The sequence below is a fragment of the Pseudomonas migulae genome (assembly GCF_043225285.1).
Classification (GTDB): Bacteria; Pseudomonadota; Gammaproteobacteria; order Pseudomonadales; family Pseudomonadaceae; genus Aquipseudomonas; species Aquipseudomonas migulae_C.
In genome coordinates, this window is record NZ_CP171224.1 from 6,466,664 (window position 1) to 6,490,955 (window position 24,292).

Annotated in this window: 18 protein-coding genes; 6 read left to right on the plus strand and 12 right to left on the minus strand. The window is 60.7% G+C overall.

Annotated elements, in window-relative coordinates; genetic code table 11:
* Nucleotides 1-35: 35 nt before the first annotated feature.
* From ACF6ZU_RS29575 to ACF6ZU_RS29590, 4 genes are read right to left on the minus strand one after another with little or no spacing between them, the layout of a single operon-like run.
* Nucleotides 36-1,382, minus strand: a complete 1,347-nt coding sequence (locus ACF6ZU_RS29575; protein WP_392889554.1) for an NAD(P)/FAD-dependent oxidoreductase — start codon at nucleotides 1,380-1,382, stop codon at nucleotides 36-38.
* A complete protein-coding gene (locus tag ACF6ZU_RS29580) occupies nucleotides 1,379-2,896 on the minus strand; it encodes an aldehyde dehydrogenase (RefSeq protein ID WP_392889557.1) in 1,518 nt (505 codons plus the stop codon). The genes ACF6ZU_RS29575 and ACF6ZU_RS29580 overlap by 4 nt, the downstream gene beginning before the upstream one ends.
* Nucleotides 2,889-3,800 carry a dihydrodipicolinate synthase family protein gene (locus ACF6ZU_RS29585; protein WP_392889559.1) on the minus strand — a complete coding sequence of 304 codons (912 nt, stop codon included), beginning with the start codon at nucleotides 3,798-3,800 and terminating at the stop codon, nucleotides 2,889-2,891. The genes ACF6ZU_RS29580 and ACF6ZU_RS29585 overlap by 8 nt, the downstream gene beginning before the upstream one ends.
* Nucleotides 3,797-4,510 carry a GntR family transcriptional regulator gene (locus tag ACF6ZU_RS29590; RefSeq protein ID WP_392893971.1) on the minus strand — a complete coding sequence of 238 codons (714 nt, stop codon included), beginning with the start codon at nucleotides 4,508-4,510 and terminating at the stop codon, nucleotides 3,797-3,799. The genes ACF6ZU_RS29585 and ACF6ZU_RS29590 overlap by 4 nt, the downstream gene beginning before the upstream one ends.
* Before the next feature lie 423 nt (nucleotides 4,511-4,933).
* Between ACF6ZU_RS29590 and ACF6ZU_RS29595 the strand changes: the two genes are divergently transcribed.
* From ACF6ZU_RS29595 to ACF6ZU_RS29610, 4 genes are all read left to right on the plus strand, one after another.
* Entirely contained in the window at nucleotides 4,934-5,872 is a 939-nt protein-coding gene (locus ACF6ZU_RS29595; protein WP_392893972.1) for a LysR substrate-binding domain-containing protein, read from the plus strand.
* A 138-nt stretch (nucleotides 5,873-6,010) separates the two neighbouring features.
* Entirely contained in the window at nucleotides 6,011-7,267 is a 1,257-nt protein-coding gene (locus ACF6ZU_RS29600; RefSeq protein WP_392889561.1) for an SRPBCC family protein, read from the plus strand.
* Nucleotides 7,268-7,270: 3 nt separating this feature from the next.
* The gene (locus ACF6ZU_RS29605; RefSeq protein WP_392889563.1) at nucleotides 7,271-8,413 is read left to right on the plus strand and encodes an FAD-binding oxidoreductase; all 1,143 of its coding nucleotides are present in this window, start codon (nucleotides 7,271-7,273) and stop codon (nucleotides 8,411-8,413) included.
* 139 nt (nucleotides 8,414-8,552) lie between these two features.
* On the plus strand, nucleotides 8,553-9,461 hold the full coding sequence (locus ACF6ZU_RS29610) for an alpha/beta fold hydrolase (RefSeq protein ID WP_392889566.1): 909 nt from the start codon (nucleotides 8,553-8,555) through the stop codon (nucleotides 9,459-9,461).
* A gap of 320 nt (nucleotides 9,462-9,781) precedes the next feature.
* Here the strand turns inward: ACF6ZU_RS29610 and ACF6ZU_RS29615 are convergent, their stop codons facing one another.
* The 4 genes from ACF6ZU_RS29615 to ACF6ZU_RS29630 form a co-directional block, all read right to left on the minus strand.
* Complete coding sequence (locus tag ACF6ZU_RS29615; protein ID WP_392889568.1) at nucleotides 9,782-11,200, minus strand: efflux transporter outer membrane subunit; 1,419 nt, start codon at nucleotides 11,198-11,200, stop codon at nucleotides 9,782-9,784.
* On the minus strand, nucleotides 11,200-14,391 hold the full coding sequence (locus tag ACF6ZU_RS29620) for an efflux RND transporter permease subunit (protein ID WP_392889569.1): 3,192 nt from the start codon (nucleotides 14,389-14,391) through the stop codon (nucleotides 11,200-11,202). Before ACF6ZU_RS29620 ends, ACF6ZU_RS29615 begins: the two co-directional genes overlap by 1 nt.
* 11 nt (nucleotides 14,392-14,402) lie before the next feature.
* Nucleotides 14,403-15,647, minus strand: a complete 1,245-nt coding sequence (gene mexE / locus ACF6ZU_RS29625; protein WP_392889570.1) for a multidrug efflux RND transporter periplasmic adaptor subunit MexE — start codon at nucleotides 15,645-15,647, stop codon at nucleotides 14,403-14,405.
* Between the two features lie 140 nt (nucleotides 15,648-15,787).
* Nucleotides 15,788-16,066, minus strand: a complete 279-nt coding sequence (locus ACF6ZU_RS29630) for a LysR family transcriptional regulator (RefSeq protein WP_392889571.1) — start codon at nucleotides 16,064-16,066, stop codon at nucleotides 15,788-15,790.
* A 169-nt stretch (nucleotides 16,067-16,235) separates the two neighbouring features.
* Here ACF6ZU_RS29630 and ACF6ZU_RS29635 point away from each other — a divergent pair, with 169 nt between their 5' ends.
* Nucleotides 16,236-16,823, plus strand: a complete 588-nt coding sequence (locus tag ACF6ZU_RS29635) for a TetR/AcrR family transcriptional regulator (protein ID WP_392889572.1) — start codon at nucleotides 16,236-16,238, stop codon at nucleotides 16,821-16,823.
* A gap of 1 nt (nucleotide 16,824) precedes the next feature.
* On the opposite strand, the gene ACF6ZU_RS29640 is transcribed toward ACF6ZU_RS29635, so the two are convergent.
* Nucleotides 16,825-19,851 (minus strand): FAD-binding and (Fe-S)-binding domain-containing protein, encoded by a 3,027-nt coding sequence (locus ACF6ZU_RS29640; RefSeq protein ID WP_392889573.1) that lies wholly within the window; start codon nucleotides 19,849-19,851, stop codon nucleotides 16,825-16,827.
* A gap of 157 nt (nucleotides 19,852-20,008) precedes the next feature.
* On the opposite strand from ACF6ZU_RS29640, the gene ACF6ZU_RS29645 reads away from it, so the two are divergent.
* Nucleotides 20,009-20,893, plus strand: a complete 885-nt coding sequence (locus ACF6ZU_RS29645; RefSeq protein WP_392889574.1) for a LysR substrate-binding domain-containing protein — start codon at nucleotides 20,009-20,011, stop codon at nucleotides 20,891-20,893.
* 119 nt (nucleotides 20,894-21,012) lie between these two features.
* On the opposite strand, the gene ACF6ZU_RS29650 is transcribed toward ACF6ZU_RS29645, so the two are convergent.
* The 3 genes from ACF6ZU_RS29650 to ACF6ZU_RS29660 form a co-directional block, all read right to left on the minus strand.
* Nucleotides 21,013-22,557 carry an amidase family protein gene (locus tag ACF6ZU_RS29650; RefSeq protein WP_392889576.1) on the minus strand — a complete coding sequence of 515 codons (1,545 nt, stop codon included), beginning with the start codon at nucleotides 22,555-22,557 and terminating at the stop codon, nucleotides 21,013-21,015.
* Between the two features lie 142 nt (nucleotides 22,558-22,699).
* Nucleotides 22,700-23,581, minus strand: a complete 882-nt coding sequence (locus ACF6ZU_RS29655) for a glycine betaine ABC transporter substrate-binding protein (RefSeq protein WP_392889578.1) — start codon at nucleotides 23,579-23,581, stop codon at nucleotides 22,700-22,702.
* Nucleotides 23,582-23,635: 54 nt separating this feature from the next.
* Nucleotides 23,636-24,292 (minus strand): ABC transporter permease, encoded by a 657-nt coding sequence (locus tag ACF6ZU_RS29660; RefSeq protein ID WP_392889580.1) that lies wholly within the window; start codon nucleotides 24,290-24,292, stop codon nucleotides 23,636-23,638.

A 24,292-nucleotide genomic window follows, 5' to 3' on the forward strand; every position in this document is an offset into this window, starting at 1 on the left:
CTTTTAAGAATTAAAAGCCGGTGGTTTAAAACTATTCAGCCTTCCCGCCCTGCTCTTAATGCCTGCCAACGAATTACCGACTTGACACCCAGCGTCGTTAATATCTTTGGCGGTAGCCGTGCGGGACCTGGCATTTGACTGAAACTTTGCAAGACCGCTGACGAGTGACCGCTGGCCAACTCGGCCGCCATCACGCCTGCCAGCGTGCTTTTAACCGTGCCCAGGCCGTTTTCGCAGCAGGCGGAATACAGGTTTTCCTCTATTTCGCCAAAGGCCGGGGCGTTGTTGCGACTGAGGCACAACCGCCCTGCCCAGCTGAATTCCAGCGGGGTGGACTTCAACTCCGGAAAACGCGCGTCCAGTGAGTGGCGTTGTTCTTCGGCCACGGCAGCCACCCGCATAGGGGTCACTTGAATACTGGGGTCATACGTAAACTTGGTGCGGATAACAATCCGTGAAAGTCCGTTTGAGGTGATCTTGCGCAATGTCGCGCCCATAGGATCAGCCGGCAATAACGCCCAACGGTCTTTACCGGTGACGGGTCTTGAAAACTCATCATGACTGTAAGCAGCGGTCATTGAAGCGTAAGTAAAAACATGCAATAGCCGACCCTGGAAATGTCCGAAGTCTTCAATATGGCCATTGACCGCAAGAATCACTTTAGGCGCACTGACAGAACCACGATGAGACTTCGCCTTCCAGCCAACTCCCGACCGGGACAACTCTACAATCGGCGAGCGCTCATACAGTTCAATCTGCCGATCAAGTCCGTTGGCAAGATCCCGAATATATTGAGCGGGCTGAATCATTACCGCGCCGGGGGTAAACAACCCGTTGTGGTAATAAGTGGAGCCGGTAATGTCTTGCATCTGCGCGGCGTCCAGCAGTTCAAACCGTTCGCCAATACTTTTTAACGACTGGGCATAGTTGTCATTGAGTTTCATCCCCCGCTCGGTAGCGGCGGCGTTGATCTTGCCGGAAGGGTCGAACGTCTGTTCCGACATGCCGTATTCACGTGCCGCGTCGGCGGCAAACGCAATGGCGAAACGGTTCTGGTTGATCTCCAGTGCCGTCGCCGATTCGCCGCCCACCGAATACTCCCCGGTGGACAGGCTGTGCGGCACGTCGATCATGAAGCCCGAGTTCCTGCCCGCCGGCCCCTTGGCGATTTCATGGGCGTCCACCACCGCGATGCGGTCGCCGGGGTGCAACTGGGCCAGCCTGCGCGCGGCGGACAGACCGGCAAAACCCGCGCCGATAATCAACCAGTCCGCCGTCACGTTGCCATCAAGCAGGCGAACAGGCGCAGTGCGTACGGAAATGGCCTCCCATCCTGAAACTCCGGTGTCGACCGGAAGGCGCTTGATGGTATGGGTGCTCATTTTTCGTTCTCTTCATCCGACCGATCAGACACATCGATCCAGATGGTTTTGATTTCGGTGTATTGATCGTGGGCAAAAACCGATTTGTCCCGACCGCCGAAGCCCGACTCCTTGTAACCGCCAAATGGCGTGGACGCGTCGCCCTCACCGAAGCAGTTGACGGTGACGATCCCGGCCCGGATTTCCCGCGCCAGCCTGATCGCACGGCGCAAGCTGCCGGTGTAGACCGAGGCGGCCAGGCCGTAGACCGTGTCATTGGCCAGGGCAATGGCTTCGCTGATCGAACTGAATGAGGTGACCGAAAGAATCGGGCCGAAGATCTCTTCCTGGAACAGCCGGCTGTCCCGATCCACGCCGTCGATCACCGTCGGCTCGACGAACGCGCCGTCTTCAGTGCCGCCGCCGTAAACCGTCGTGAGTTTGCCGGCGGTGGCCTGCTCCAGGTACGACTTCACTTTGGCGAAATGTTCGGGGCTGACCAGCGCGCCAACACGGTTTTGCGGATCGAGCGGATCGCCCATTTTCCATTCGCGGATATAGGCGCCCATGCGCTCCAGCAACTCGTCCTTGACCGACGCGTGAACGATCAGCCGAGAAGTCGCCGAGCAGTTTTCGCCCATGTTCCAGAACGCGCCGTTGACCACATGCTGGGCGACGAGGTCGAGGTTTTGCGCATCATCCATGACCACGGCCGGGTTTTTGCCGCCGCACTCCAGAACGATGCGTTTCAGGTTCGAATCGGCTGCGTAATGCAGGAAACGGCGGCCGGTCGCGGTGGAGCCGGTGAAGCTGACCATGTCGACGTCGTGATGCAGGCCGATCGGCTCGCCGACTTCTTTCCCGGTGCCGGTGACAATGTTGAGCACGCCCGCTGGAATGCCAGCTTCAAACGCCAGTTGCGCCACACGCAAGGTGGTCAGTGTGGTCTGCTCGGCGGGTTTGACGATCACCGAACAACCGGCGGCGAGCGCCGGGCCGATTTTCCAGGCCAGCATCAGCAGCGGGAAGTTCCACGGCAGCACGCAACCCACGACGCCGATAGGCTCGCGCACCACCAGGGTCAGCGCGTCAGTGCCCACCGGGGCGGTGTTGTCGTAGATCTTGTCGATCAACTCTGCGTGCCAGCGCAGGGTGTTAATGGTGTCAGGGACATCGACCAACTGGCATTCGCTGACCGGTTTGCCGCTGTCGAGGCTTTCCAGCACCGCCAGTTCATGGCTGTGGTGTTCAAGCAGATCAGCGAATTTCAGCAGGACGGCTTTGCGCTCTTTTGGAGAAATGGATCTCCAGCGACCATCCTCAAAGGCTGCCTTGGCGTTGCTGACCGCCAGATCGACATCGGCAGACGCGCAAGCGGCGACGTCGGCGAGGAATTCACCCGTTGCCGGGTTGGTCGTGACAAACGTCTTGCCCGAGATCGCGGGCGCGAATTCGCCGTTGATGAAGGCGTTGCCAGGGAACGCGATGTCTTTGGCGATGGCGGCATATTCAGCCTTGCTCAGAAGATCACCCATGGCTGGCTCCCGAAGTGATGCGGGCAACGTCACGCTTCACATTGGCGATGATGGTTTGCAGGCTTTGCTTTTCTGCCAGGTCGAGCGGTTGCAGCGGCAGGCGCACGTCACCGACGTTCAGGCCGGCGAACTCACAGCCATATTTGATCGACTGCACGAACTTGCCGCCGTCCAGGGCGTTCATCAAAGGCATCATCGCCGACATGATCCGGCGACCTTTGTCGAAGTCCTTTTCAACGGCACAGGCCTGGTATAGCGCGACGTGTTCGGTGGGCAGGAAGTTGGAGCCGGCACACACCCAGCTGCGGGCGCCCCAGGCGAAAAACTCGAGGGCCTGGTCGTCCCAACCGCAGGACAGCGCGATGTTCGGGAACTGACGGGCCAGCAAGTGAACGCGACCCATGTCACCGGAGCTTTCCTTGATCGCCACCACGTTTTTCGATGCGCTCACGCGGGTGAGGTAATCCTCGTCCATCGAAACGGACATGCGGCCCGGGTAGTTGTAAAGCATGATCGGCAAGTCGGCCGCGCGGTCGATGGTCAGCGCGTGGATCGCGTTTTCCTCAGAGGTTGGCAGCGCGTACGGCGGGCTGGTGACGAGAATGGCGTCGGCCTTGATGGCCTTGGCATCCTTGGCGTACTGCACCGAATCTTCAGTGCGGATCGCCCCGGTGCTGATAATCAGCTGGACACGGTTGCCGATGACGTCCTTGGCGTAGGCGGCCAGTTCAGTGCGCTCTTCGGCTGTCTGCGCGTAATACTCGCCGGTCGATCCGCCGATAATGATGCCGTGCACTTTGGCTTCGATCAGCGACTCCAGTACTTCGGAATACACGCTCCAGTCGATTTCCCCGTCCGGTTTGTTAGGGGTCACTGCAGGTGTGTAGATGCCTTCAAATTTCAAGATGATTTCTCCGGAAATGAATTACGTGGAAGGTCAACAAGCGCGTCCGCCTTGATGCCTTGGGGCGCGATAAAAATCTCCATGTTTTCCCGGGACAGTTCCCAGTGTTCAAACACAAGATCGACGACGGCGGCTTCATCGCGGCGCTCGATGGCCTCGATGAAAAAATCGTGGTGTCCGGCAGACAGTTCGAGGCGTTCTTCCATGTCCTCGTTCTGAGGCCGGAAGAACGTGTTGCCGATGCGCGAGTGATCAATCAGCAGGCGTTCCAGGCTGGGCTGGAGGTATTGATTGCCGGCCATCTCACCCATGATTGCGTGGAAGCGGTTGTTCTCGACGACCATGGCCAGCGCATCCCGTGAGGTGGTGGCGATGCGGAAGCGGTGCTGGGTTTCCTTCAGGTCGATCAGTTGGCGTGGCTTGAAGTTCTGCACGGCCAGCCGGCCAATGGCGGCATACATCATCGGGGCAACGAGGAAGAAATTTCGAAGGGTCGAGTGGTTCATCGGAATCACCCGGGCACCGCGGTTTTCCCGGATATCGACATAGCCTTCGCCGGCCAGGCGCCGGAAGACTTCGCGGACCGGGGTCCGGGACAAGCCATAACGCTCGCTGAGCACCACTTCATCCAGTGCTTCGTCCGGGTCCAGTTCCATCGTCAGGATTTGACGTTTCAGGTCTTCGTAGAGACTTGTTTTGCCGTTTTTCACAACGACCTCCAAGGATGATTTTGCGGTCAGGTGCGGCTGACTGATGAGTCGAGACTCGCACGGGTTTCTGGGTCGGTCAATAGATTGTATTTCTTGTGTATACATGGAAAACACAGGAAAAACACAATGCGATTCTGGTTATTTTTCTTTTAATTCATTCACTTATGAATTCACTCCGAAAATGGACTAGTCGGTTACAGAAAAGAAACACGTCGTTTTTGGAACGCAACTTTCTAGATCATTCCCTCATAAAGGCTATTACCAAGCGCACTTTGCCAGCGCCCCGGTTGGCCCGGAACGACACGTCGAAAGGCGTTTGCGACACGGCTTTGCGAGCGCTTCACGGCGAGCGGCGGAACAGGCGATAGTGTGTCACCGGTTGAAGCCGGCCGAACGCTCCGTTTTCCTTCAGGAACGACCATGATGGGCAGTGAAGAAACCAATAAGAAGGTCAAGGGTTACCGCCGGCTGATTCCGTCCATGACTGCCCTGATGGAGTTCGAGGCCGTGGCGCGCTTGAGCAGCTTCACACTGGCGGCGCAGGAGCTGGGCGTGACCCAGGCGGCCGTCAGCAAGCAGGTCAAATACCTCGAAGAAACCCTCGGCACCCGACTTTTTCATCGGCTGCACCGGGCGATCAAGCTGACCAGCGAAGGTTACGTACTGTTTTCGGTGGTCTCTGAATCCATGCAGCGCATGGCGGGCGTCTTCGACAAGATTTCCGAGGGGATTCCCGAGCAGGAACTGGTGCTCGCCTGCACGGCGGCGTTTTCACACCTGCGTGTCCTGCCACGGCTGGCGGCCCTGCGCCTGTTGCAACCCAAGCTGCAATTGCGCCTGATCACCCAGGTCCATAATCCGGACGTGCACCGACAGGACGTCGACCTCGCCGTGCGCTTCGGCAATGGCAAATGGGAGGACGGCACGGCGATCCTCCTGTTTGACGAAGAGGTGTTCCCGGTGTGCTCCCCCGCCTGGCTGACCACGCACCCGGCGCCGCTATCCGTCGACGACTTTCTGCACATTGACCTGATCGATTCGGACACCACGCTCGAAGGATGGATGACCTGGAACAGTTGGTTCAAGGAGCTGGGCGAGAGCCGTCCCAAGGTGAATTACTGCCTGCGTTGCAGCAGTTACAACGACACGGTGCAGGCTGCGTTACAGGGCTATGGTGTCGCGTTGGGCTGGAACCGCTTGTTGCGCCCGCTGTTGCTGAGCGGCGAACTGGTGCGGATTACCGACTATGCGGTGAAACCCAAAGAGGCCTATTACCTGATTGTTCCGAACGGCCGGGAAATCACCCCGCTGGTGCACGCCATCGTCGATTGGCTGCGGGATGAATCGGTACTTTCACACTGATCCCGGTTGTCGATTCTTCGCATAACTTTTAGCTATGCGAGGGTGAAATTAAAGCGCATTGACGCAAAACCGGACCATTTTGATACTGGCCTCACCGTCAGGAGATGACGATTCAACATCGCCCCCGTGAGGCTATACATGACAACCATCGTCGCGAAATCCCAACAAGAACTGGTGACTGCACGCACCCCCGGCCATGGCATGCACGGCGCGCTGTTCGGGCGTCAGGACATTTTCGAGACCGACCTCGATATCTTTTTCACCCAACACTGGATCCTGGTCGGCGTGACGTCGGATATCCCGGAGCCCGGCGACGTTTCGACCATCGACATCGGCAAGTCCTCGATCATCCTCGTGCGCGATGACGACGAGCAGGTGCAAGCGTTTCGCAACGTCTGCCGCCATCGCGGGGCAAGGCTGAAGCAGGCCGGCAAATCGACCGTCGGCATGCTGGTGTGCCCTTACCATCAGTGGACCTATGACCTCGATGGCAGCCTCAAGCACACCGCCCACATGGGCAAGGATTTCGATCCGACCTGCAAAAGCCTGAACCGTGTTCATACCAAAGTGGTCGGCACTCACGTGTTTGTCTGCCTGGGCGAGCAGCCACCGGAAGACATCGCCTACCTGGAAGACACCATGGCGCCTCGGATGGCGCCCTATGACATCACGCATTCGAAGATTGCCTATGAGGCCGAGATCATCGAGAACGGCAACTGGAAGCTGGTCATCGAAAACAATCGCGAGTGTTATCACTGCTCCGCGACGCACCCGGAGCTGACCGCGTCTTTCCTTCCGGAGGACTTCGGTTTCTGCGCCGAAGGGCTGAGCGAGGAGTCGCTGCAAGCGCTGGATGAATACGAAGAACGCAATGCCGCGGCCAAACGCAGCTGGGAAAACGACGGGTTCATCTGCGACGCGGTGGAGCACCTGGACATCGACGCCGTCACCCAGTTTCGTACCCAGCGGCTGGTCATCGCCGGCAACGGCGAGTCGCAAACCCTCGACACCCGGGTGGCTTGCACGCGGCTGTTTGGCGACCTGAGCCGCCGCGACCTCGGCGACGTCCATCTGTGGACCCACAATTCCTGGACGCATGTGATGAGCGATCACGCGGTGATTTCGTACATCATCCCGCTCGCTCCCGACAAAACACTGGTGCGCACCAAATGGCTGGTCAATGCCGACGCCATCGAGGGCGTGGATTACGACATCGAGAAGCTGACCGAAGTGTGGAAAGCCACCAATCAGCAGGACGCCAACCTCGTCGCCATCACCCACAGCGGCACCCAGGATCCCGGCTACTCGCCCGGCCCGTTCTCGACGTTCACCGAATCCTACGTCGATCAATTTTCCCGCTGGTACGCCGCGCGGCTTGCCGCCAAGGGTGTGTGAGCCATGACCCTTCTCGAAAAACCGCCGGTAACCGCGGGCATTCTGGATGCGCAGAGCGTATTCACCGATCCCGACACCTGGGGTCTCTGTGGCGCGCAATGGAATAGCGGCGAGCAAAAGACCCTGCACTGCTGCGCCGTACGCGACGAAACCCATGACGTTAAGACCTTCACCTTTCGCAGTGCGGATTTCAGCGCCGTCAGTTTCGAACCGGGTCAATTCATTACCGTCACGCCGGCGATCCCGGGGCAGCGCGTGTCGCGTTGCTACACCCTGTCCTCGTCGCCTACCCGCCCGTTTGCGCTGTCGATCACGGTCAAGCGCGTGCCCGGCGGAGTCGTCTCTAACTGGCTGCACGATCACTTGCGCGAAGGCGACAGGCTGATCGCCTCGGGCCCTGCGGGCAGCTTCACGCCGGTGGGACGTCCCGCCAACAAGCTGCTTTATCTCTCGGCGGGTTCCGGGGTGACGCCGCTGATGTCCATGACCCGGGCGGGTTTCGACCTGGCGGCCCGGCTGGATATCGTCTTCGTGCACAGTGCGCGAACCCCGGTCGATATCATTTTCCATGAAGAGCTGACACGCATGCAGGCCAGCATGCCGGGCCTGCGTGTGGTGAATGTCTGCGAAGGACTTGGCGCCAGCACCGATTGGGCCGGGCCGATTGGTCGCCTGGACCTGGCGTTGCTCAGCGAACAGGTACCGGATTTCAAGGAGCGGGAAGTTTTCACCTGCGGACCACAAGGCTACATGGACGCGATCAAGTCGCTGCTCAAGCAGGGCGACTTTGATTTCCGCCACTATCACCAGGAGAGTTTCGATATTTCGGTGCTGGACGAATCACCGATCCTGGAAGAAGCGCCCGTCGCCGATCAACAGGAAAGCCTGTTCACCATTACCCTGTCCCGCTCCGGTAAAAGCTTCAGCATGCCGGGCAACCAGACCGTGTTGGCGGCGGCGAAGAAGGCCGGTGCGATCGTCCCCTCCTCGTGCAGCCAAGGGATTTGCGGCACCTGCAAGACGGCGGTGCTGCAAGGCACGGTGGCGATGAACCACAACGGCGGCATCCGCCAACGGGAAATCGACAAGGGTTTGCGCCTGCTGTGTTGCAGCAAACCCACGTCCGACCTGGTCATCGATTTGTAGGGAACATCAGAACCTTTCAAAGTGGGCTACGCTCCAGCCTTGGGTACCCTGTCCAGCCCCGGGCAACGTGCGTTTTCGGCATGGTGGTTTGCAGCGGATGCGGTACACACCCCTCCTCGCACCCTTCCGGGACAACCACATGATCCGTACCCTGCTGACTGCTTCCCTGCTGCTCGCGCTGAGCCTGCCCGCCCACGCGGGCATCGTCCCGTTCCCCGCTGCGTTCCGCACCCAGGACATCGCCGTCGATGGCGCGACAATCCATGTCCGCGTCGGCGGCAAAGGGCCGGCCGTGGTGCTGTTGCATGGTTTTGGCGACACCGGCGACATGTGGGCGCCGCTCGCGGCCGACCTGGCCAAGGATCACACAGTGGTGGTGCCGGACCTGCGCGGTCTGGGGCTGTCGTCGATCCCGAAAGACGGCTACGACAAGAAGACCCAGGCCGGTGATGTCCGCGCCGTATTGGCGGCGTTGAAGATCGACCATTCGGTGGTGATCGGCCACGACATCGGCACCATGGTCGCTTTCGCCTACGCCTCCCGTTACCCACAACAAACCGATCGCCTGGTGGTGATGGATGCGCCTGTGCCGGGCATTCCACCGTGGAACGAGATTGTGCGCTCACCGATGCTGTGGCACTTCGACTTCGGTGGCCCGGACGCCGAACGTCTGGTGGCCGGACGTGAACGTATCTACCTGGACCGTTTCTGGAACGAGTTCGCCGGTGATCCGAAAAAGGTCGATGAAGCCACCCGCCAGCACTACGCCAAGCTCTACGCCCGTCCGGGTGTCATGCACGCGGCGTTCTCGCAGTTCCGCAGCATCCGCCAGGACGCGATCGACAATGAAGCGTCGAACAAGACGCGGCTGACCATGCCGGTGCTGGCCGTCGGCGGGGAAAAATCCTTCGGCAACAACGAAGCCATCGTCATGCGCAACGCCGCCGACCAGGTCACGGAAGTGGTGATTCCGGGAGCGGGACATTGGTTGATGGAGGAAGCGCCGACGCAGACGATCAAGGCGGTTCGCGACTTTATTGCGCAGTAATCTTTATGCCTGTGCCATGCCCGGAGAACCGGGACGAGCACAACCCCCTGTAGGAGCCAGCTTGCTGGCGATGGTCGTCAACGATAACGCGTGTGATCTGATTCAACGCGGGGCGCTTGAGTTCATCGCCAGCAAGCCGGCTCCTACAGGTTTTGTGGCGTTTGGTGGAACCGGGAGGAGCGCACTCCCTTGTAGGAGCCAGCTTGCTGGCGATGGTCGTCAACGATGACGCGTGTGATCTGATTCAACGCGGGGCGCTTGAGTTCATCGCCAGCAAGCTGGCTCCTACAAGGAGATGCGTATAGTTCATCCGGGGTGGGTCAATTGATCGTGGCAACCTTCCCGCCACTGCTATCCCAACCACCCCCCAACGCTTTATAGATCGCAACGATGCCCCGGTACTGGTCGGTTTCGCCCAGTGCCTGCGCATCCTCGGCGTTCAATCGCTCACGCTGGGCATCCAGCAACACCAGATAATCCACCGTCCCTTCCTTGTACTGGATTGCCGCCAAGTCGGCCGCGGCACGGCTCGACTCGCTTTGCTTGATCAGCGACAACAATCGCTGTTGGCGTTTGCCGTAGTCGCTGAAGGCGTTCTCCGATTCTTCCAGCGCCAGCAGCACTTGCTGATCGTAGGTCGCCAGGGCGCCCTCGGCATTGGCGTCGGCACCGCGGATGCGGGCCCGCACGCTGCCCAGGTCGAATGCCGCCCAGGTAATGCTCGGGCCTAACGCCCAGGCCCGGGCCGCACTCGAACCGATCTGCGAACCGCGCCCGGCGGTGAAACCGAGGAAGCCGCTCAAGCTCACCCGTGGGAACAGGTCGGCGGTGGCCACGCCGATTTCGGCAGTGGAGGACGCCAGCCTGCGCTCGGCGGCCAGCACATCCGGCCGGCGACGCAGCAACTCCGCGGGATCTCCGATCGGCAGCGCTTTGGCAATGGCGGGCAAATCCGCAGGACTCAACGACACGCTCAGTGTATCCGGGCGCTCACCCAGCAGCGTGGCGATGCGGTTCTTCTCCCGCACCTGCTCAGCTTGCAGTTGCGGCACCGTGGCCTCGACGGCCGCCAGGCGTGCATCGGCGCGCACCACGTCGAGCTCATTGCCGACGCCAGCGTCGCGCAGGCTAACAGTCACGGCGCGGGAATCCTGCTGATTCTTCAGGTTCGCCAAAGCGATTTTTTCCCGCAACTGCGCGCCACGCAATTGACCGTAGGCGTCCACCAGCTCGGCAATCATCGTCACCCGCAGTTGATACAGGTCGGCCGCCGCCGCGTCCTGCTGGGCATCGCTGGATTCCAGTTGACGCTGGATCCGGCCAAACAGATCGACTTCCCACGCCATGTCCAGGCCCAGATCGTAGCGTTCCTGATTAACCCGGCTTTCGGTCTGGCCGGGCACTTGCCCTCGCCCCTGCTGACTGCTGACGCGGCTGGTGACCACCGGCAGATTGTCGTTGCTGACGTCGTCGCGAATCGCTCGGGCCGCTTTCCAGCGGGCAAACGCGACGCGTAAATCGCGGTTGCCTTGCAGGGATTTGCTCACCAACTGGTTGAGCGTGGGGTCATCGAACTGCTGCCACCACACCGATTCGAAATGCGATTGATCGTAGCGATTGCCTTGGGCCGACACGATATTGGCCGGCGCGGTGTCAGGGGTTTTGTAGTCGGGGCCGACCGTGCAAGCAGCGAGCGCCGCGACCAGAAGGCTAGGTAGAAAAAGCTTCAAGGTGTTCATTAATGTGCCTCCTGAGTGAGTGCGTTTGCCTGATGAACCTGGCTGGCCTTGCGCGCGTTCTTGCGCTCGATGTAGCGGCGAATCAACACGAAGAACACCGGCGTCAGCAGCAACCCGAAGAAGGTCACGCCGAGCATCCCGGAGAACACCGCCACCCCCATCGCGCGGCGCATTTCCGAGCCGGCGCCAGTGGACGTCACCAGTGGAATCACCCCCATGATGAACGCGAAGGACGTCATCAGAATCGGCCGCAGACGCATGCGACAGGCATCCAGCACCGCGTCCAGCGGCGACAGGCCCTGGTCCTGTCTGTCCTTGGCGAACTCGACGATCAGGATCGCGTTCTTGCACGCCAGGCCGACCAGCACGATCAGGCCAATCTGGGTGAAGATGTTGTTGTCGCCTTGGGAAATGATCACCCCGGCAATCGCCGACAGCAGGGTCATCGGCACGATCAGGATCACCGCCAACGGCAGGCTCCAGCTCTCATACAGCGCCGCCAGCACCAGGAACGCCAACAGCACGCAGAGCGGGAAAACCAGCAGCGCGGTGTTGCCCGAGAGGATTTGCTGGTAGGTCAGGTCGGTCCACTCGTAGGTCATGCCGTTGGGCAATTCCTCTTTCAGCAGTTTTTCAATGGCCGCTTGTGCCTGACCGGAGCTGTAGCCGGGAGCGGCGCTGCCGTTGATTTCGGCGGTAAGGAAACCGTTGTAGTGCGAGACCCGGTCCGGACCCGACGTCGGGCTGACCTTGACGAAAGTCGCCAGCGGAATCATCTCGCCGCGATCATTGCGCACCTTCAACTGACCGATCTGCTCCGGCTCCTGGCGGAACTGTTGCTCGGCCTGGACGTTGACTTGATAGGTGCGTCCGAAACGGTTGAAGTCGTTGGCGTACAGCGAGCCCAGGTACACCTGCAAGGTGTCGAAGATATCGTTGATCTTCACCCCGTGAGTCTTGGCTTTTTCGCGGTCAATGGCGGCTTCGACCTGCGGCACGTTGACGGTGTAGCTGGTGAACAGGTTGGCCAGCTCCGGCGTGGTGCGGCTCTTGCCGATGATGTTCATCGTCTCTTTGTACAGCTCGTCGTAACCCAGGTTGCCACGGTCTTCGATCTGCAGACGGAAGCCGCCGATCGTGCCCAGGCCTTGTACCGGCGGTGGCGGGAACACGGCGATGTAGGCGTCCTGAATCCCACCGAACTTGCCGTTGAGCGAAGCGGAAATCGCCTTGGCCGACAGGCTCGGGTCCTTGCGCTCGTCGAACGAACTCAGGCCGATGAAGGCGATACCGGCGTTCGGACTGTTGGTGAAGCCGTTGATTGACAGGCCCGGGAAAGCCACGGCGCTGTCGAAACCCGGCTCGTTCATGGCGATGGTGCTCATGCGGCGGATCACCGATTCGGTGCGATCCAGGCTCGCCGCGTCCGGCAGTTGCGCGAAGGTCACCAGGTACTTCTTGTCCTGGGTCGGCACGAAACCTGTCGGCGTGGTGCTGAAGCCCATGTACGTCATGGCGATCAGCCCGGCGTAGACCAGCAAGGCGACGCTGCTGCCACGAATGACTTTGGCCACCGCAACCATGTAACCGTGACTGGCCTTCTCGAAGAAGCGGTTGAACGGTTTGAACAGCCAGCCACCGAGCAGACGATCCAGCACTTTGGAGAAACGGTCTTTCGGCGCGCCATGGGCCTTGAGCAACACCGCCGCCAGCGCCGGCGACAAGGTCAGGGAGTTGAACGCCGAGATCACTGTCGAGATAGCGATGGTCAGCGCGAACTGTTTATAGAACTGCCCTGTCAGCCCGGAGATGAACGCGGCGGGCACGAACACCGCGCACAGCACCAGCGCCGTGGCGATGATCGGCCCGGTCACTTCGCCCATGGCTTTCTTGGTCGCTTCGACCGGTTCCAGCCCGGACTCGATGTTGCGCTCGACGTTTTCCACCACCACGATCGCATCGTCGACCACGATCCCGATGGCGAGCACCAGGCCGAACAGCGACAGCGCGTTGAGCGAGAACCCGAGCAAGTGCATCACGGCAAACGTACCGATCAGCGACACCGGCACGGCCACCAGCGGGATGATCGAAGCACGCCAGGTTTGCAGGAACAGAATCACCACCAGCACCACAAGGATCAGTGCTTCAAACAGCGTGTGCACCACCGCTTCGATCGAACTGCGGACGAAGATGGTCGGGTCGTAGACGATCTCGTAATCCATGCCTTCCGGGAAGTTCTTCTTCAGCTCGGCCATCTTCGCCCGCACCTGATTGGAAACGTCGATGGCGTTGGAACCCGGCCGCTGGAAGATCGGCATCGCCACCGCTTCCTGGTTGTTGAGCAAGGCGCGCAAGGCGTACTGGTTGGACCCCAGTTCGATCCGGGCAATGTCCTTCAGGCGAGTGATTTCGCCGTTCGGGCCACTGCGCACGATCACGTTTTCAAACTCTTCCTCGCTGACCAACCGCCCCTGGGAGTTGATCGACATCTGGAAGCTGGTGGCATTCGGCGCCGGCGGCGAACCCAGTTGGCCAGCCGCGACCTGACGGTTCTGTTCCCGCACCGCCGTGACCACATCGGTGGCAGTCAGGTTGCGCGAGGCGGTTTTGTCCGGGTCGAGCCAGATGCGCAGGGAGTAATCGCCGATGCCGAACATCTTCACATCGCCGATCCCGTTCAGGCGCGACAGCTCGTCCTTGACGTTGAGGATCGCGTAGTTGGACAGGTAGAGCATGTCGTAGCGTTTGTCCGGCGACACCAGGTGCACCAGCAAGGTCAGCTCGGGCGATGCCTTGTCGACGGTGATGCCGATGCGCGTCACTTCCTCGGGCAGCTTCGGTTCGGTGCGGGTTACGCGGTTCTGCACCTGGACCTGGGCATTGTCCAGATCGGTGCCCAAGGCGAAAGTCACCGTGAGCGTGAGTCGGCCGTCCGCCGTGGATTGCGAGGACATGTACAGCATGTTCTCGACCCCGGTGATGGCTTGCTCAAGCGGCGCCGCAACGGTTTCGCCGATGACTTTCGGGTTGGCGCCGGGATAGTTGGCGTGGACGACCACGGTCGGTGGCACCACTTCCGGGTATTCGCTGATCGGCAACTGGAACAGTGAGATGGCGCCGGCGATCAGGATCAGCAGCGACAGCACCGCCGCGAAGATCGGTCGCGTGATAAAGAACTGGGAGAACTTCATGTCGAGGCTCCTTATCCGCGAGGCGAAGCGTTGGAATCCGCTTTCACCAGTGCAGGCGATTTAGCCGCAGCCGGCTGATTGGACGCTTCGATGGCCTGACGCTGGCGAGCCAGTGTGGCGACGGTTTCCGGGCTGGCCATCGGTGCATCCTGTGGGTCGATCACCGCGCCGGGACGCACGCGCTGCAGGCCGTTGATGACGATGCGATCCTCTTTCTGCAAACCACTGCGCACGATGCGCAAGCCTTCCAGTTTCGGGCCGAGATCGACGCTGCGATAAACGGCTTTGTTGTCCTTATCCACTACCAGAACGAATTTCTTGCCGAGGTCGGTGCCCACCGCTTCGTCCTTGATCAGCAGGCCGGGATAGGCGGCGCTGCCCACCAGTTTCAAGCGTGCATAGAGACCGGGGGTGTACTGGCCGTCCGCGTTGTCGAACACCGCACGGCCGCGAATGGTGCCGGTCTTCGGGTTGACCTGGTTGTCGACGAAGTTCATCTGGCCGAGGTGGCTGTTGCCCTCCTCGTTTGACAGGCCCATGTACACCGGCGTGGCCTGACCGCGCTGGCCCTGGCGGGACAACAGGCTGTACTTGAGGAACATGCGTTCGTCTGCATCGAAATAGGCGTAGACCTTGTCGGTGGAGACCACGCTGGTCAGCGCAGTGGTGTCGGCGGTGACGATGTTGCCGGCGGTGATTTCCGCACGGCTGACGCGGCCGGTGATCGGCGCCGTAACGCGGGTGAAACTTAGGTTCAGGCGCGCCAGGTCCAGCTGCGCCTGAATGGCATCGACACCGGCCCGGGCTTCCTGGGCGGTGGTGGTACGGGTGTCGGCCAGCTCGGCGGAGATCGCGTTGCTGCTCAACAACCGCTGACCGCGCTGTGCCTCGTTGCCGGTGCGGACCAGGGTGGCGCGGGCCTGTTGCAGCTGCGCCTCGATGCGATGCACTTCATGTTCGAACGGACGTGGATCGATCTGGAACAGCAAATCGCCCTTCTTCACCAACGCGCCATCGGTAAACGCAACGCGCTCGATCTGGCCCGACACCCGTGGACGAACCTCGACGGTTTCCGGCGCTTCCAGGCGAGCGGTGACTTCATCCCACTCGGTAATGGGCTGCTCAAGCACTTTCGCAACGGTGACATGCGGCGCTCCCGGCGCCTGGGCGGCATCGGGTGTGCGTTCACACGCGGCAAGCGCTACCAACGCCAACGCTGCAAGGGGGTAACGCAAAGGTTTGAGTGACTGTTCCATGGGGGGTGTCCGCCAGACGGTTGAGGAATTTCCGGATTCTCGGCCTCGCGCGAGGTCTCGACGAATTGAACGGAGTGAAGTTGGCTATCACCAATAATGATAGCCATCATGTATAAGGCCAAAAAAAGGGACGAGCCCGCTTAAATCCTGGTGTCTGCGATCACAGTGCAAACGCAATCCAGCGCTGGCCCGAGGGTTTTTGCCACGCTCAACGCCCGTGCTGTGGGCACCATCCGGCGCCCGATACGTTCGAACAACGGGTCGTTGAACAGCCTGCGCAAACGCACCAGCGCCGCGCTGACGGCGGGTTGGCCCAGGGACAGTTTCTCGGCAGCACGCGTGAGGTTGCGCTCCTGAATGAGCGCTTCGAACACCACCAGCAGGTTCAGATCGATACTGCGCAGGTCGTTACGGTTCATGGGTCCGGTCCAGGTAGAGATTTTTGACTTGAGCCACAGGCGCGGTATCCGCCAGACTTGAGTCGATACCGACACAGCCGTTGCATCGACTTTATATTACGCCCATCATAATTACCAGCCTCAGCGCAGTTTTTCCAGGCGATGCCGACCTGGCCACAGGAGCAGACTCATGAAAGTCACGAAAGACCAGGCCGCCGCCAACAAGGAAGCGATCCTCACGGCCGCGTCACGGCTGTATCGGGAAAAAGGTATCGATGGCATCGGCATTGGCGAACTGTCGCGCTCCGTAGGCCTGACCCATGGCGGCTTTTACGGACAGTTTCCGGGCGGCAAGGAACAGCTGGCGTCAGAGGCGGTTACCCGCACGTTCGAGTCCAACATCCAGGACTGGCAGGACGCCAAATCCATTCCCGAACTGATCAAGGGTTACCTGACGCAGTCGCACCTCGACAACTGGACCGAGGGCTGCCCTATTCCCGCGTTGGGCGCCGATGTCGCCCGCTCGGGTGGCACCGTCAGCAGCTCCTTCACCAAAGGCGTCGAGCGTTTGATCGAAACGCTGATGGCGCTGGTCGAGGGGGAAAATCACGAGGAGAAATATCAGGAATCCCTGCGCATCCTGTCATCGATCGCCGGGGCAATGCTGATTGCCAGGGCGCTGGACAACCCTGAGTTGTCCGCGCAATTCCTGCAATCGGTGATCAACGCGTGGCCTGCCGTTCCTGAAAAGGAAGAGCAGGCAGACGTCTCGAACTGACTCAGCTTTTAACGCTCACAGACTCCAACACCACCTCCAACGGATGCCGCAATTGCTGGCTGGCCAGGCGCTTGACCTGGCTGCGGCACGAGTACCCCGTCGCCAGCGCTTCACCCGCCTTGTCCAGCTTGCCCGCCCATGACTGTTCGAAAATAGTCCGCGAGGTGGCCTGGTTACGCGCTTCGTGGCCGTAGGTGCCCGACATGCCGCAACAGCCCGTCGCCTCGGTCACCAGTTTCAGGCCAAGCCTGGCAAACACCGATTCCCATTGCGAAGTGCTGGCCGGGACGTTGGTTTTCTCGGTGCAGTGCGCCATCAAACGAAACGCCTGAGTCGCGCCTTGAGGCCGTTCAGGCAGCACATCCACCAGCCACTCCTGGGGCAGCAGGACGTTCGGGCAACCCTCGAGTCCCGGCACTTTCTGATATTCCTGGCGATAGACCAGGGTCATCGCCGGGTCCAGTCCCACCAACGGCACACCACAGTCGGCCAGCGCCTTGAGCTGATTGCCGTTGCGGATGGCCGCTTTGGCGAACGCGCCGAGGAAACCCTGCACATGCAAAGGCTTGCCGTTGGCACTGTAGGGCGCCAGAAACACGCGATAACCGAGTTGATGCGCCAGTTGGATAAAACTCGCCAGCAACGGCGTTTCGAAATAACGGGTAAAGGCGTCCTGCACCAGCACCACGCTGCGCTCACGTTGCGCAGCGGTCAGTTCGCGCAGGGCAGGCACGCTGGCGACAGCAACCTTGCAGCGGGTCAATGTGGTTTGCAGGTCGAAGCGGTGGATCAACGGACTGTCGAGCATGCCGACGTGACGCTCCAGCAAACGGCTGACCCACTTCGACCCCATCACCGCGTTGTACAGGCCCGGTGCATAGGCCATGTAAGGAATGGTGAACTCCAGCGAACCGATCAGGTAGTCTCGCAGCGGACGTTGATAGCGACCGTGATACAGCTCGAGAAAACGCGAACGGAAATCCGGGACGTTGACCTTGATCGGGCATTGCCCCGCGCAGGATTTGCAGGCCAGGCAGCCGGCCATGGCGTCGTACACTTCATGAGAGAAATCCGCCTCGCCACGGGAACGTGCGAGGTTGTTGCGCAATCGCGCCGGCAACCCGCTCAGCCACGCGAGTTTCCCTCGGGCCGCTTGCAGCACATCAATGTTGGCCGTGCCTTGCAGGCGCAACCATTCGCGAATCAACGACGCCCTGCCCTTCGGCGAATGCTGGCGTTCGCGGGTGGCTTTCCACGATGGGCACATCGCATCGTTGGGGTCGTAGTTGTAGCAAGCGCCGTTGCCGTTGCAGTGCACGGCACTGCCGAAACTCTGCCAGACGCGCTCGTCGATTTGCCGGTCCAAGTCACCGCGCAGCGTCACTTCGTTGACCTTGAGCAAGCCCTGGGCGGCATCCGGCGGAGTGCAGATTTTGCCGGGGTTGAGCTGATTGTGCGGGTCGAACGCGCCCTTGAGCGATTGCAGCGCCGGGTACAGTTCGCCAAAAAACTCCGGCACGTATTCCGAGCGCAAGCCCTTGCCGTGCTCGCCCCACAACAGCCCGCCATAACGCCGGGTCAACTCGGCCACGGCATCGGAAATCGGCTTGACCAGCGCGGCCTGCTTCGGGTCTTTCATGTCCAGCGCCGGACGCACATGCAACACGCCGGCATCGACGTGGCCGAACATGCCGTAAGCCAGGCCATGGCTGTCGAGCAAGGCGCGGAACTCGGTGATGTAGTCGGCGAGTTTTTCCGGCGGCACGGCGGTGTCTTCGACAAACGGCTGCGGGCGGACTTCGCCTTCGACGTTGCCCAGCAGCCCGACGGAGCGTTTACGCATGGCGTAGACGCGGGTCACCGCTGCGGCACCTTCGGCCAGCGTGTGGCCCAGTCGTTCGATGGTGGTATCAGCCTGCAAATGCGCCACGAACGACGCCACGCGAGCGTTCACTTCCACCAGGTCTTCGCCGCTGAACTCCACCAGGTTGATGCCCAGCGTCGGGCGCTCGGCATCTGCCGGGAAATACTCGGCGACGCTGTGCCAGACGATGTCTTTCATCGCCAGCATCAACACTTTGGAATCCACGGTTTCGATGGACAGCGGCTTCTGCGCCAGCAATGCGTTGGCGTCGCGCAGCGCATCCATGAAGCTGCTGTAGCGCACGTTCACCAGTACTGAATACTTGGGAATCGGCAGCACGTTGAGCTTGGCTTCGACGAGGTAGCCTAGCGAACCTTCGGCCCCGCACAGCACGCTATTGAGGTTGAAACGCCCCTGCTCGTCGCGCAGGTGCGCCAGGTCGTAGCCAGTCAGGCAGCGATTGAGTTTGGGGAACACTGCCTCGATCAGGTCGGCCTGGGTTTCCTGGATCTGCCGCGCAGTGCGATACACCTCGCCGATACGGCCGGGTTGCGCACATGCCGCCTCCAGCTGTGCGTCGGACAGCGGCTGGCTGTGCAGGCGCTCACCGCCGAGCAATACGCTGTGCAGCTCCAGCACATGATCGCGGGTCTTGCCGTAGGTGCAACTGCCCTGCCCGCTGGCGTCCGTGTTGATCATCCCACCAACGGTGGCGCGGTTGGACGTCGACAGCTCCGGCGCAAAAAACAGTCCATGGGGCTTGAGCGCGGCATTCAGCTGGTCCTTGACCACCCCCGCCTGCACCCGCACCCAACGTTCGGCGACGTTGATTTCGAGGATGGTGTTCATGTGCCGCGACAGGTCGACCACGATGCCGTCGGTCAGCGACTGGCCGTTGGTGCCGGTGCCGCCGCCACGCGGGGTCAGCTTGATCTGACGGAAACGCGGTTCGGCCATCAACGTCGCGAGGCGCACGATGTCGTCCGCATCCAGGGGAAACACCGCCGCTTGTGGCAGACGCTGGTAAATCGAGTTGTCGGTCGCCAGCACTGTGCGGGTGGCGTAGTCGGCACTGAGCTGACCGCGAAAGCCACTGGCACGCAAGGCCTGGAGGAATTCCGGGTACTGTGCGGCGGGTGCAGCGGTAGGCAACTGAGCGATCATCGCGGGTGGGTCTCTTCTAGGTCTAATCACGGAAAATCAAAATACTTGTCGCCTGAGCATTAATAGGTCAGCCTCAGGTCGTCGGCCAAACCAATGATCCTGCAGGTCCTGGCGCCGGACAAACGGATAATCCTGCCGCTATCGATGACTTTTACGAATGAATTACCGCCATCTCACGCCCTCCATGTCACTGCTGCTGGCTTTTGAAGCCGCCGCCCGGCATGAAAGCTACACCCGCGCAGCCCTGGAACTGTCCCTGACCCAGAGTGCTGTCAGCCGCCAAGTCCAGGCGCTGGAGCAACAGCTGGGTCTTACGCTGTTTCGCCGCGAAGGCCGGCAGGTGCAACTGACCGATGTCGGTCGGCTGTATCAGCGGGAAATGAGCGAGGCGCTCGGGCGCATCCGCAGTGCCACGTTGCAGGCATTGGCTTATCAGTCGGGCAGTGGAACCTTGCGCCTGGCCACGTTGCCCACGTTCGGCTCGAAGTGGTTGTTGCCGCGTCTGCATGACTTCTACAAAACCCATCCCGGCATGCTGGTGCACATCAATTCGCGGATCGAAGCCATCGACTTCGAAACCAGCGGCATCGATGCCGCGATCGGCGTCGGCACAGCGGACTTGCCGGGCCTGATCAGCCATCGCCTGCACACGGAAGAGTTGATGGTGATCATTTCTCCGCAAGAAGCCGCGGCCCATGACCTCTGGACCCCGGAACACATAGGCGGACAGACACTGCTCAATGTCGCGAACAACGCCAACGTCTGGGGCGAGTGGTTCAGCCATCACGGCCTGCCCCATCGCATGATGCGGCTGGGGCCGAGTTTCGAACTCACGTCACACTTGATCCAGGCCGTGAGAGCGGGCATCGGCATCGGGCTGGTGCCGCGCATCCTGGTGACCGACGAGTTGGCCAACGGCGAGTTGATCAGCCTGGACCAGCCTTTCGCCAGCCAGCGCAGTTACTACCTGACCTACCCGCCGCGCAACGAAAGGCTGCCGTCGCTGATCGCGTTTCGCACCTGGCTGCTGGCGCAGATATGACCTCGTCCGGCGATGGACCGTGTCGTCTGGATCGCCAGCAAGCCGGCTCCAACAAGGGGGACGCAGGCTGTAGGAGCCGGCTTGCTGGCGATCCAGGCAACCCGGTGTATCAGACAAACCTACCGCCCAAGAAACGCGTACCCGAAACTCACCACCTTGGCGTCTTCCCCATACCCGCCCAGGAATGAAACACCCACCGGCAGATTGCCCTTGATGGTGCCCGCCGGAACCGTGATCTCGGGAAACCCGGTCGCCGAGGCAATGTACGACGACGCATAGGTGTCACCGGCCTTGCAGACATAGCTCTCGTCCGTCACCCCATGAACCACCGAAGCCGGGCAATTGATGGTGGCGAAAAACAGACTGTCGACCTTGTTCTTCTGCATGATGCCCATCAGTTGCGCGCGCAATTGCGGGATCTTCCTGGAGAGGATCGAGATGTACAGCGGCGAATCGGTGCTATCGGTTTTCGCCAGCGATTCCAGCCCGGCCAAACGCGCCGGGTTCATGCCATGCGGCCCGTTCTCTGCCTGGTTTTTTCGCGCCAGAGCCAGAAAATCCGCCAGGGTCCGCGGCTGGTTCGCGTCGAGGGTCGCCAGATAACGTTCGAATTGCGGCTTGAACTCGCTCTCTCCCACCGGTCCCAGCACATCACCCCAAAGCGTTTCGAATGCTTTCGGCAGTTCGATGGCGACAACATGGGCGCCGCGCTTGCCGAGGGTGTCCTGTGCGGCCTTGAACACGGCATCCACTTCAGGGTTGGCGCCGTTGAAGTTGCTGATCACGCCGATGGTCTTGCCTTTCAACGAGCTACTGTTCAGTGCTTGCTCAAACTGAATGCGCTCGGACGCCAGGTCGAGGGTCGCGGAATCGCTTTTGTCCTGGCCCTTGATCGCATCCAGCACAATCGCCTGATCCACCACGCTGCGGGTGATCACGCCGCCGGTATCGAACGCCAGCGACAGCGGAATGATGCCGCTGCGACTGATCAGCCCGAGCGAAGGTCGAAAACCCACGGTGCCGGTGACGCTGGCCGGCGCACGGATCGAGCCGCTGGTGTCCGAACCCAGCGCAAAAGGCGCGAATTTCGCCGCCACCGCCGCCGCCGAGCCGCTGCTGGAGCCGGACGCGTCGCGCTTGGTGTTGTTGGGGTTCAGGGTCTGGCCGCCAAACGAGCTGTAGCCAAACCAGCCAAAGGACGCGGCCAGTTCGGACATGTTGGCTTTGCCGAGCAGAATCGCTTGCCCGTCCATGAGTTTCTTGACGGTAAAGGCGTCCTGGTTCGGCAGCGATGTGCGCAAGACATAAGAGCCGCCGGAAGTGACCAGGCCTCGGGTATCAAAGTTGTCCTTCGCCACGAAGGGAATGCCGGCCAGGGGCGCCTGTTTGGCGGCGGGATTTTTCGTCCGCTCAGCGTCCCATTTCCGCGCCTGGTCGATCGCGGCGTCGTTGATCGTCACCAGGGCGTTGATGTTCCGTCCCTGATGGTTGTTGGCGCGAATGTTATCCAGGTAGTGCCTGACCAGTTGCTCGGAAGTGATGGTCCCGCTGTCCAGCGCCTGCCGCATGTCGGCGAGCGTCATCTGGTCGATGGCGACATCGGCTTGAGCACTGGCCGCAAACACCACGAATGCTCCTGCCACGAACTTTCTAATCGACTGCATCAATGATTCTCCAGGCGAACGCGTCCTCTGTAGGAGCCGGCTTGCTGGCGAAAGCGCTCGTTCAGGCGATTAATGTATCGACTGACCCACCGCTATCGCCGGCAAGCCGGCTCCTACAGTTGATGTGTGTGTGATGGTTGAATTAGAGCAACTTGCTCTGCTGCAGGAATTCCTTGGACACGCTCTCAATCGACTCACGACCCACGTCAACCCGGGAGTTGAGGCCGGCAATGGTTTCGTCGTCCAGCTTGGAAGAAAGCGCGTTGAGCAATTCGCCGATCTTCGGGTTCTCCTTGAAGACCTCGGTACGAATCACCGGCGTCAGCGCGTAGCTAGGGAAAAAGCCCTTATCGTCCTTCAGCACGATAAACCCGAAGGCCGGAATCCGCCCGTCCGTTGACAGCACCAGCGCCACATTCACTTGGCCATCCCGAAGTGCCTGATAGGTCAGTCCACCGTCCATGCGCACAACGTTCTTGCGCTCGAACTCGAACTTGTAGGTGTCCTGAAGCGGGCGCAGGCCATCGGTGCGCGAGAAGAACTCGGCGTTGGAGGCGAACTTGTAGGTCTTGCCTTCACCCACATTCTTCGCCAGATCGCTGATCGAGACGATGCCTTCCTTGTCGGCCTCGTCCTTGCGCATGGCGAGCGCGTAGGTGTTGTTGGCTTTCGACGGGTTCAACCAGGTGATGCCCTTCTCTGCGTCGAGCGCGCTGATCTTCTTGTAGGTTTCGTCAGCGTCGAGCTTGTCCGTCACCTTGTTGTAAATCACCAGGGACGTGCCGGTGTATTCCCAATACACATCGACCTGACCGTTCTCCTGCGCCGCGCGCAAGACCGACGAGCCGAGGTCCGGGCGCTTGTCGACGCTGTACCCATTGGCGCGCAACAACTGCGTGGTCATTTCCGCCACCAGTTGCTGCTCGGTGAATTTCTTGCCACCGACCACGATCGTGCTGTTGGCAGACGCACTGCCGACAACACCTGAAACAAGACCCAGCGTACACAGCAGACTGACGAGCATTCGATGAATCATAAGGCACCTCGTATTATTGGTTTTTGTCGATGGTCTTCACATTCATTCGCGCCCGGCCAACCTCAGGCCCCGGGACACGGCAACGGTCTGGATCAGGCCGCACGCCAGGTCGACGGCAATCGCCAACAGGGCGGTCGAAGCGGCACCGGCCAGCATCATGCCGAAGTCGTTCAGGTCGATACCGGTGAAGATCAGCTCACCCAGCCCGCCTCCGCCGACCAGAAAGGCCAGCGGCGCGGTCCCGACGTTGATCGCCAGCGCCGTGCGGATGCCGGCGAAAATCACGTTCATCGCATTCGGGATTTCGACTTTCCACAGGGTTTCCGCAGGCGTCATGCCCATGGCCTCGGCCGCTTCGACCAAGTGCTGTGGCACGGCACGCAACCCTTCATAGGTGTTGACCGCCACCGGCAACAGCGTCGCGACAAACAAGCCGATGATCGCCGCGCCGCTGCCCACGCCGATGAAACTCATGGCCAACGCCAGCAATGCGAGCTTGGGAATCGCCTGCCCGACATTGAGGAACTGCATGCTCGCCATCGCGTAGCGCTGGTTCGCAGGCCGGCTCATCCACACGCCCAACGGCAGCGCCACGACCAATGCGAGGACACCACTGATGGCCACGATCTGCAGATGCTGGACCGTCAGGTAGCTGATATCGCCCCAGTAAAACTGAAGCCCTTGCCAAAATCTGATCAT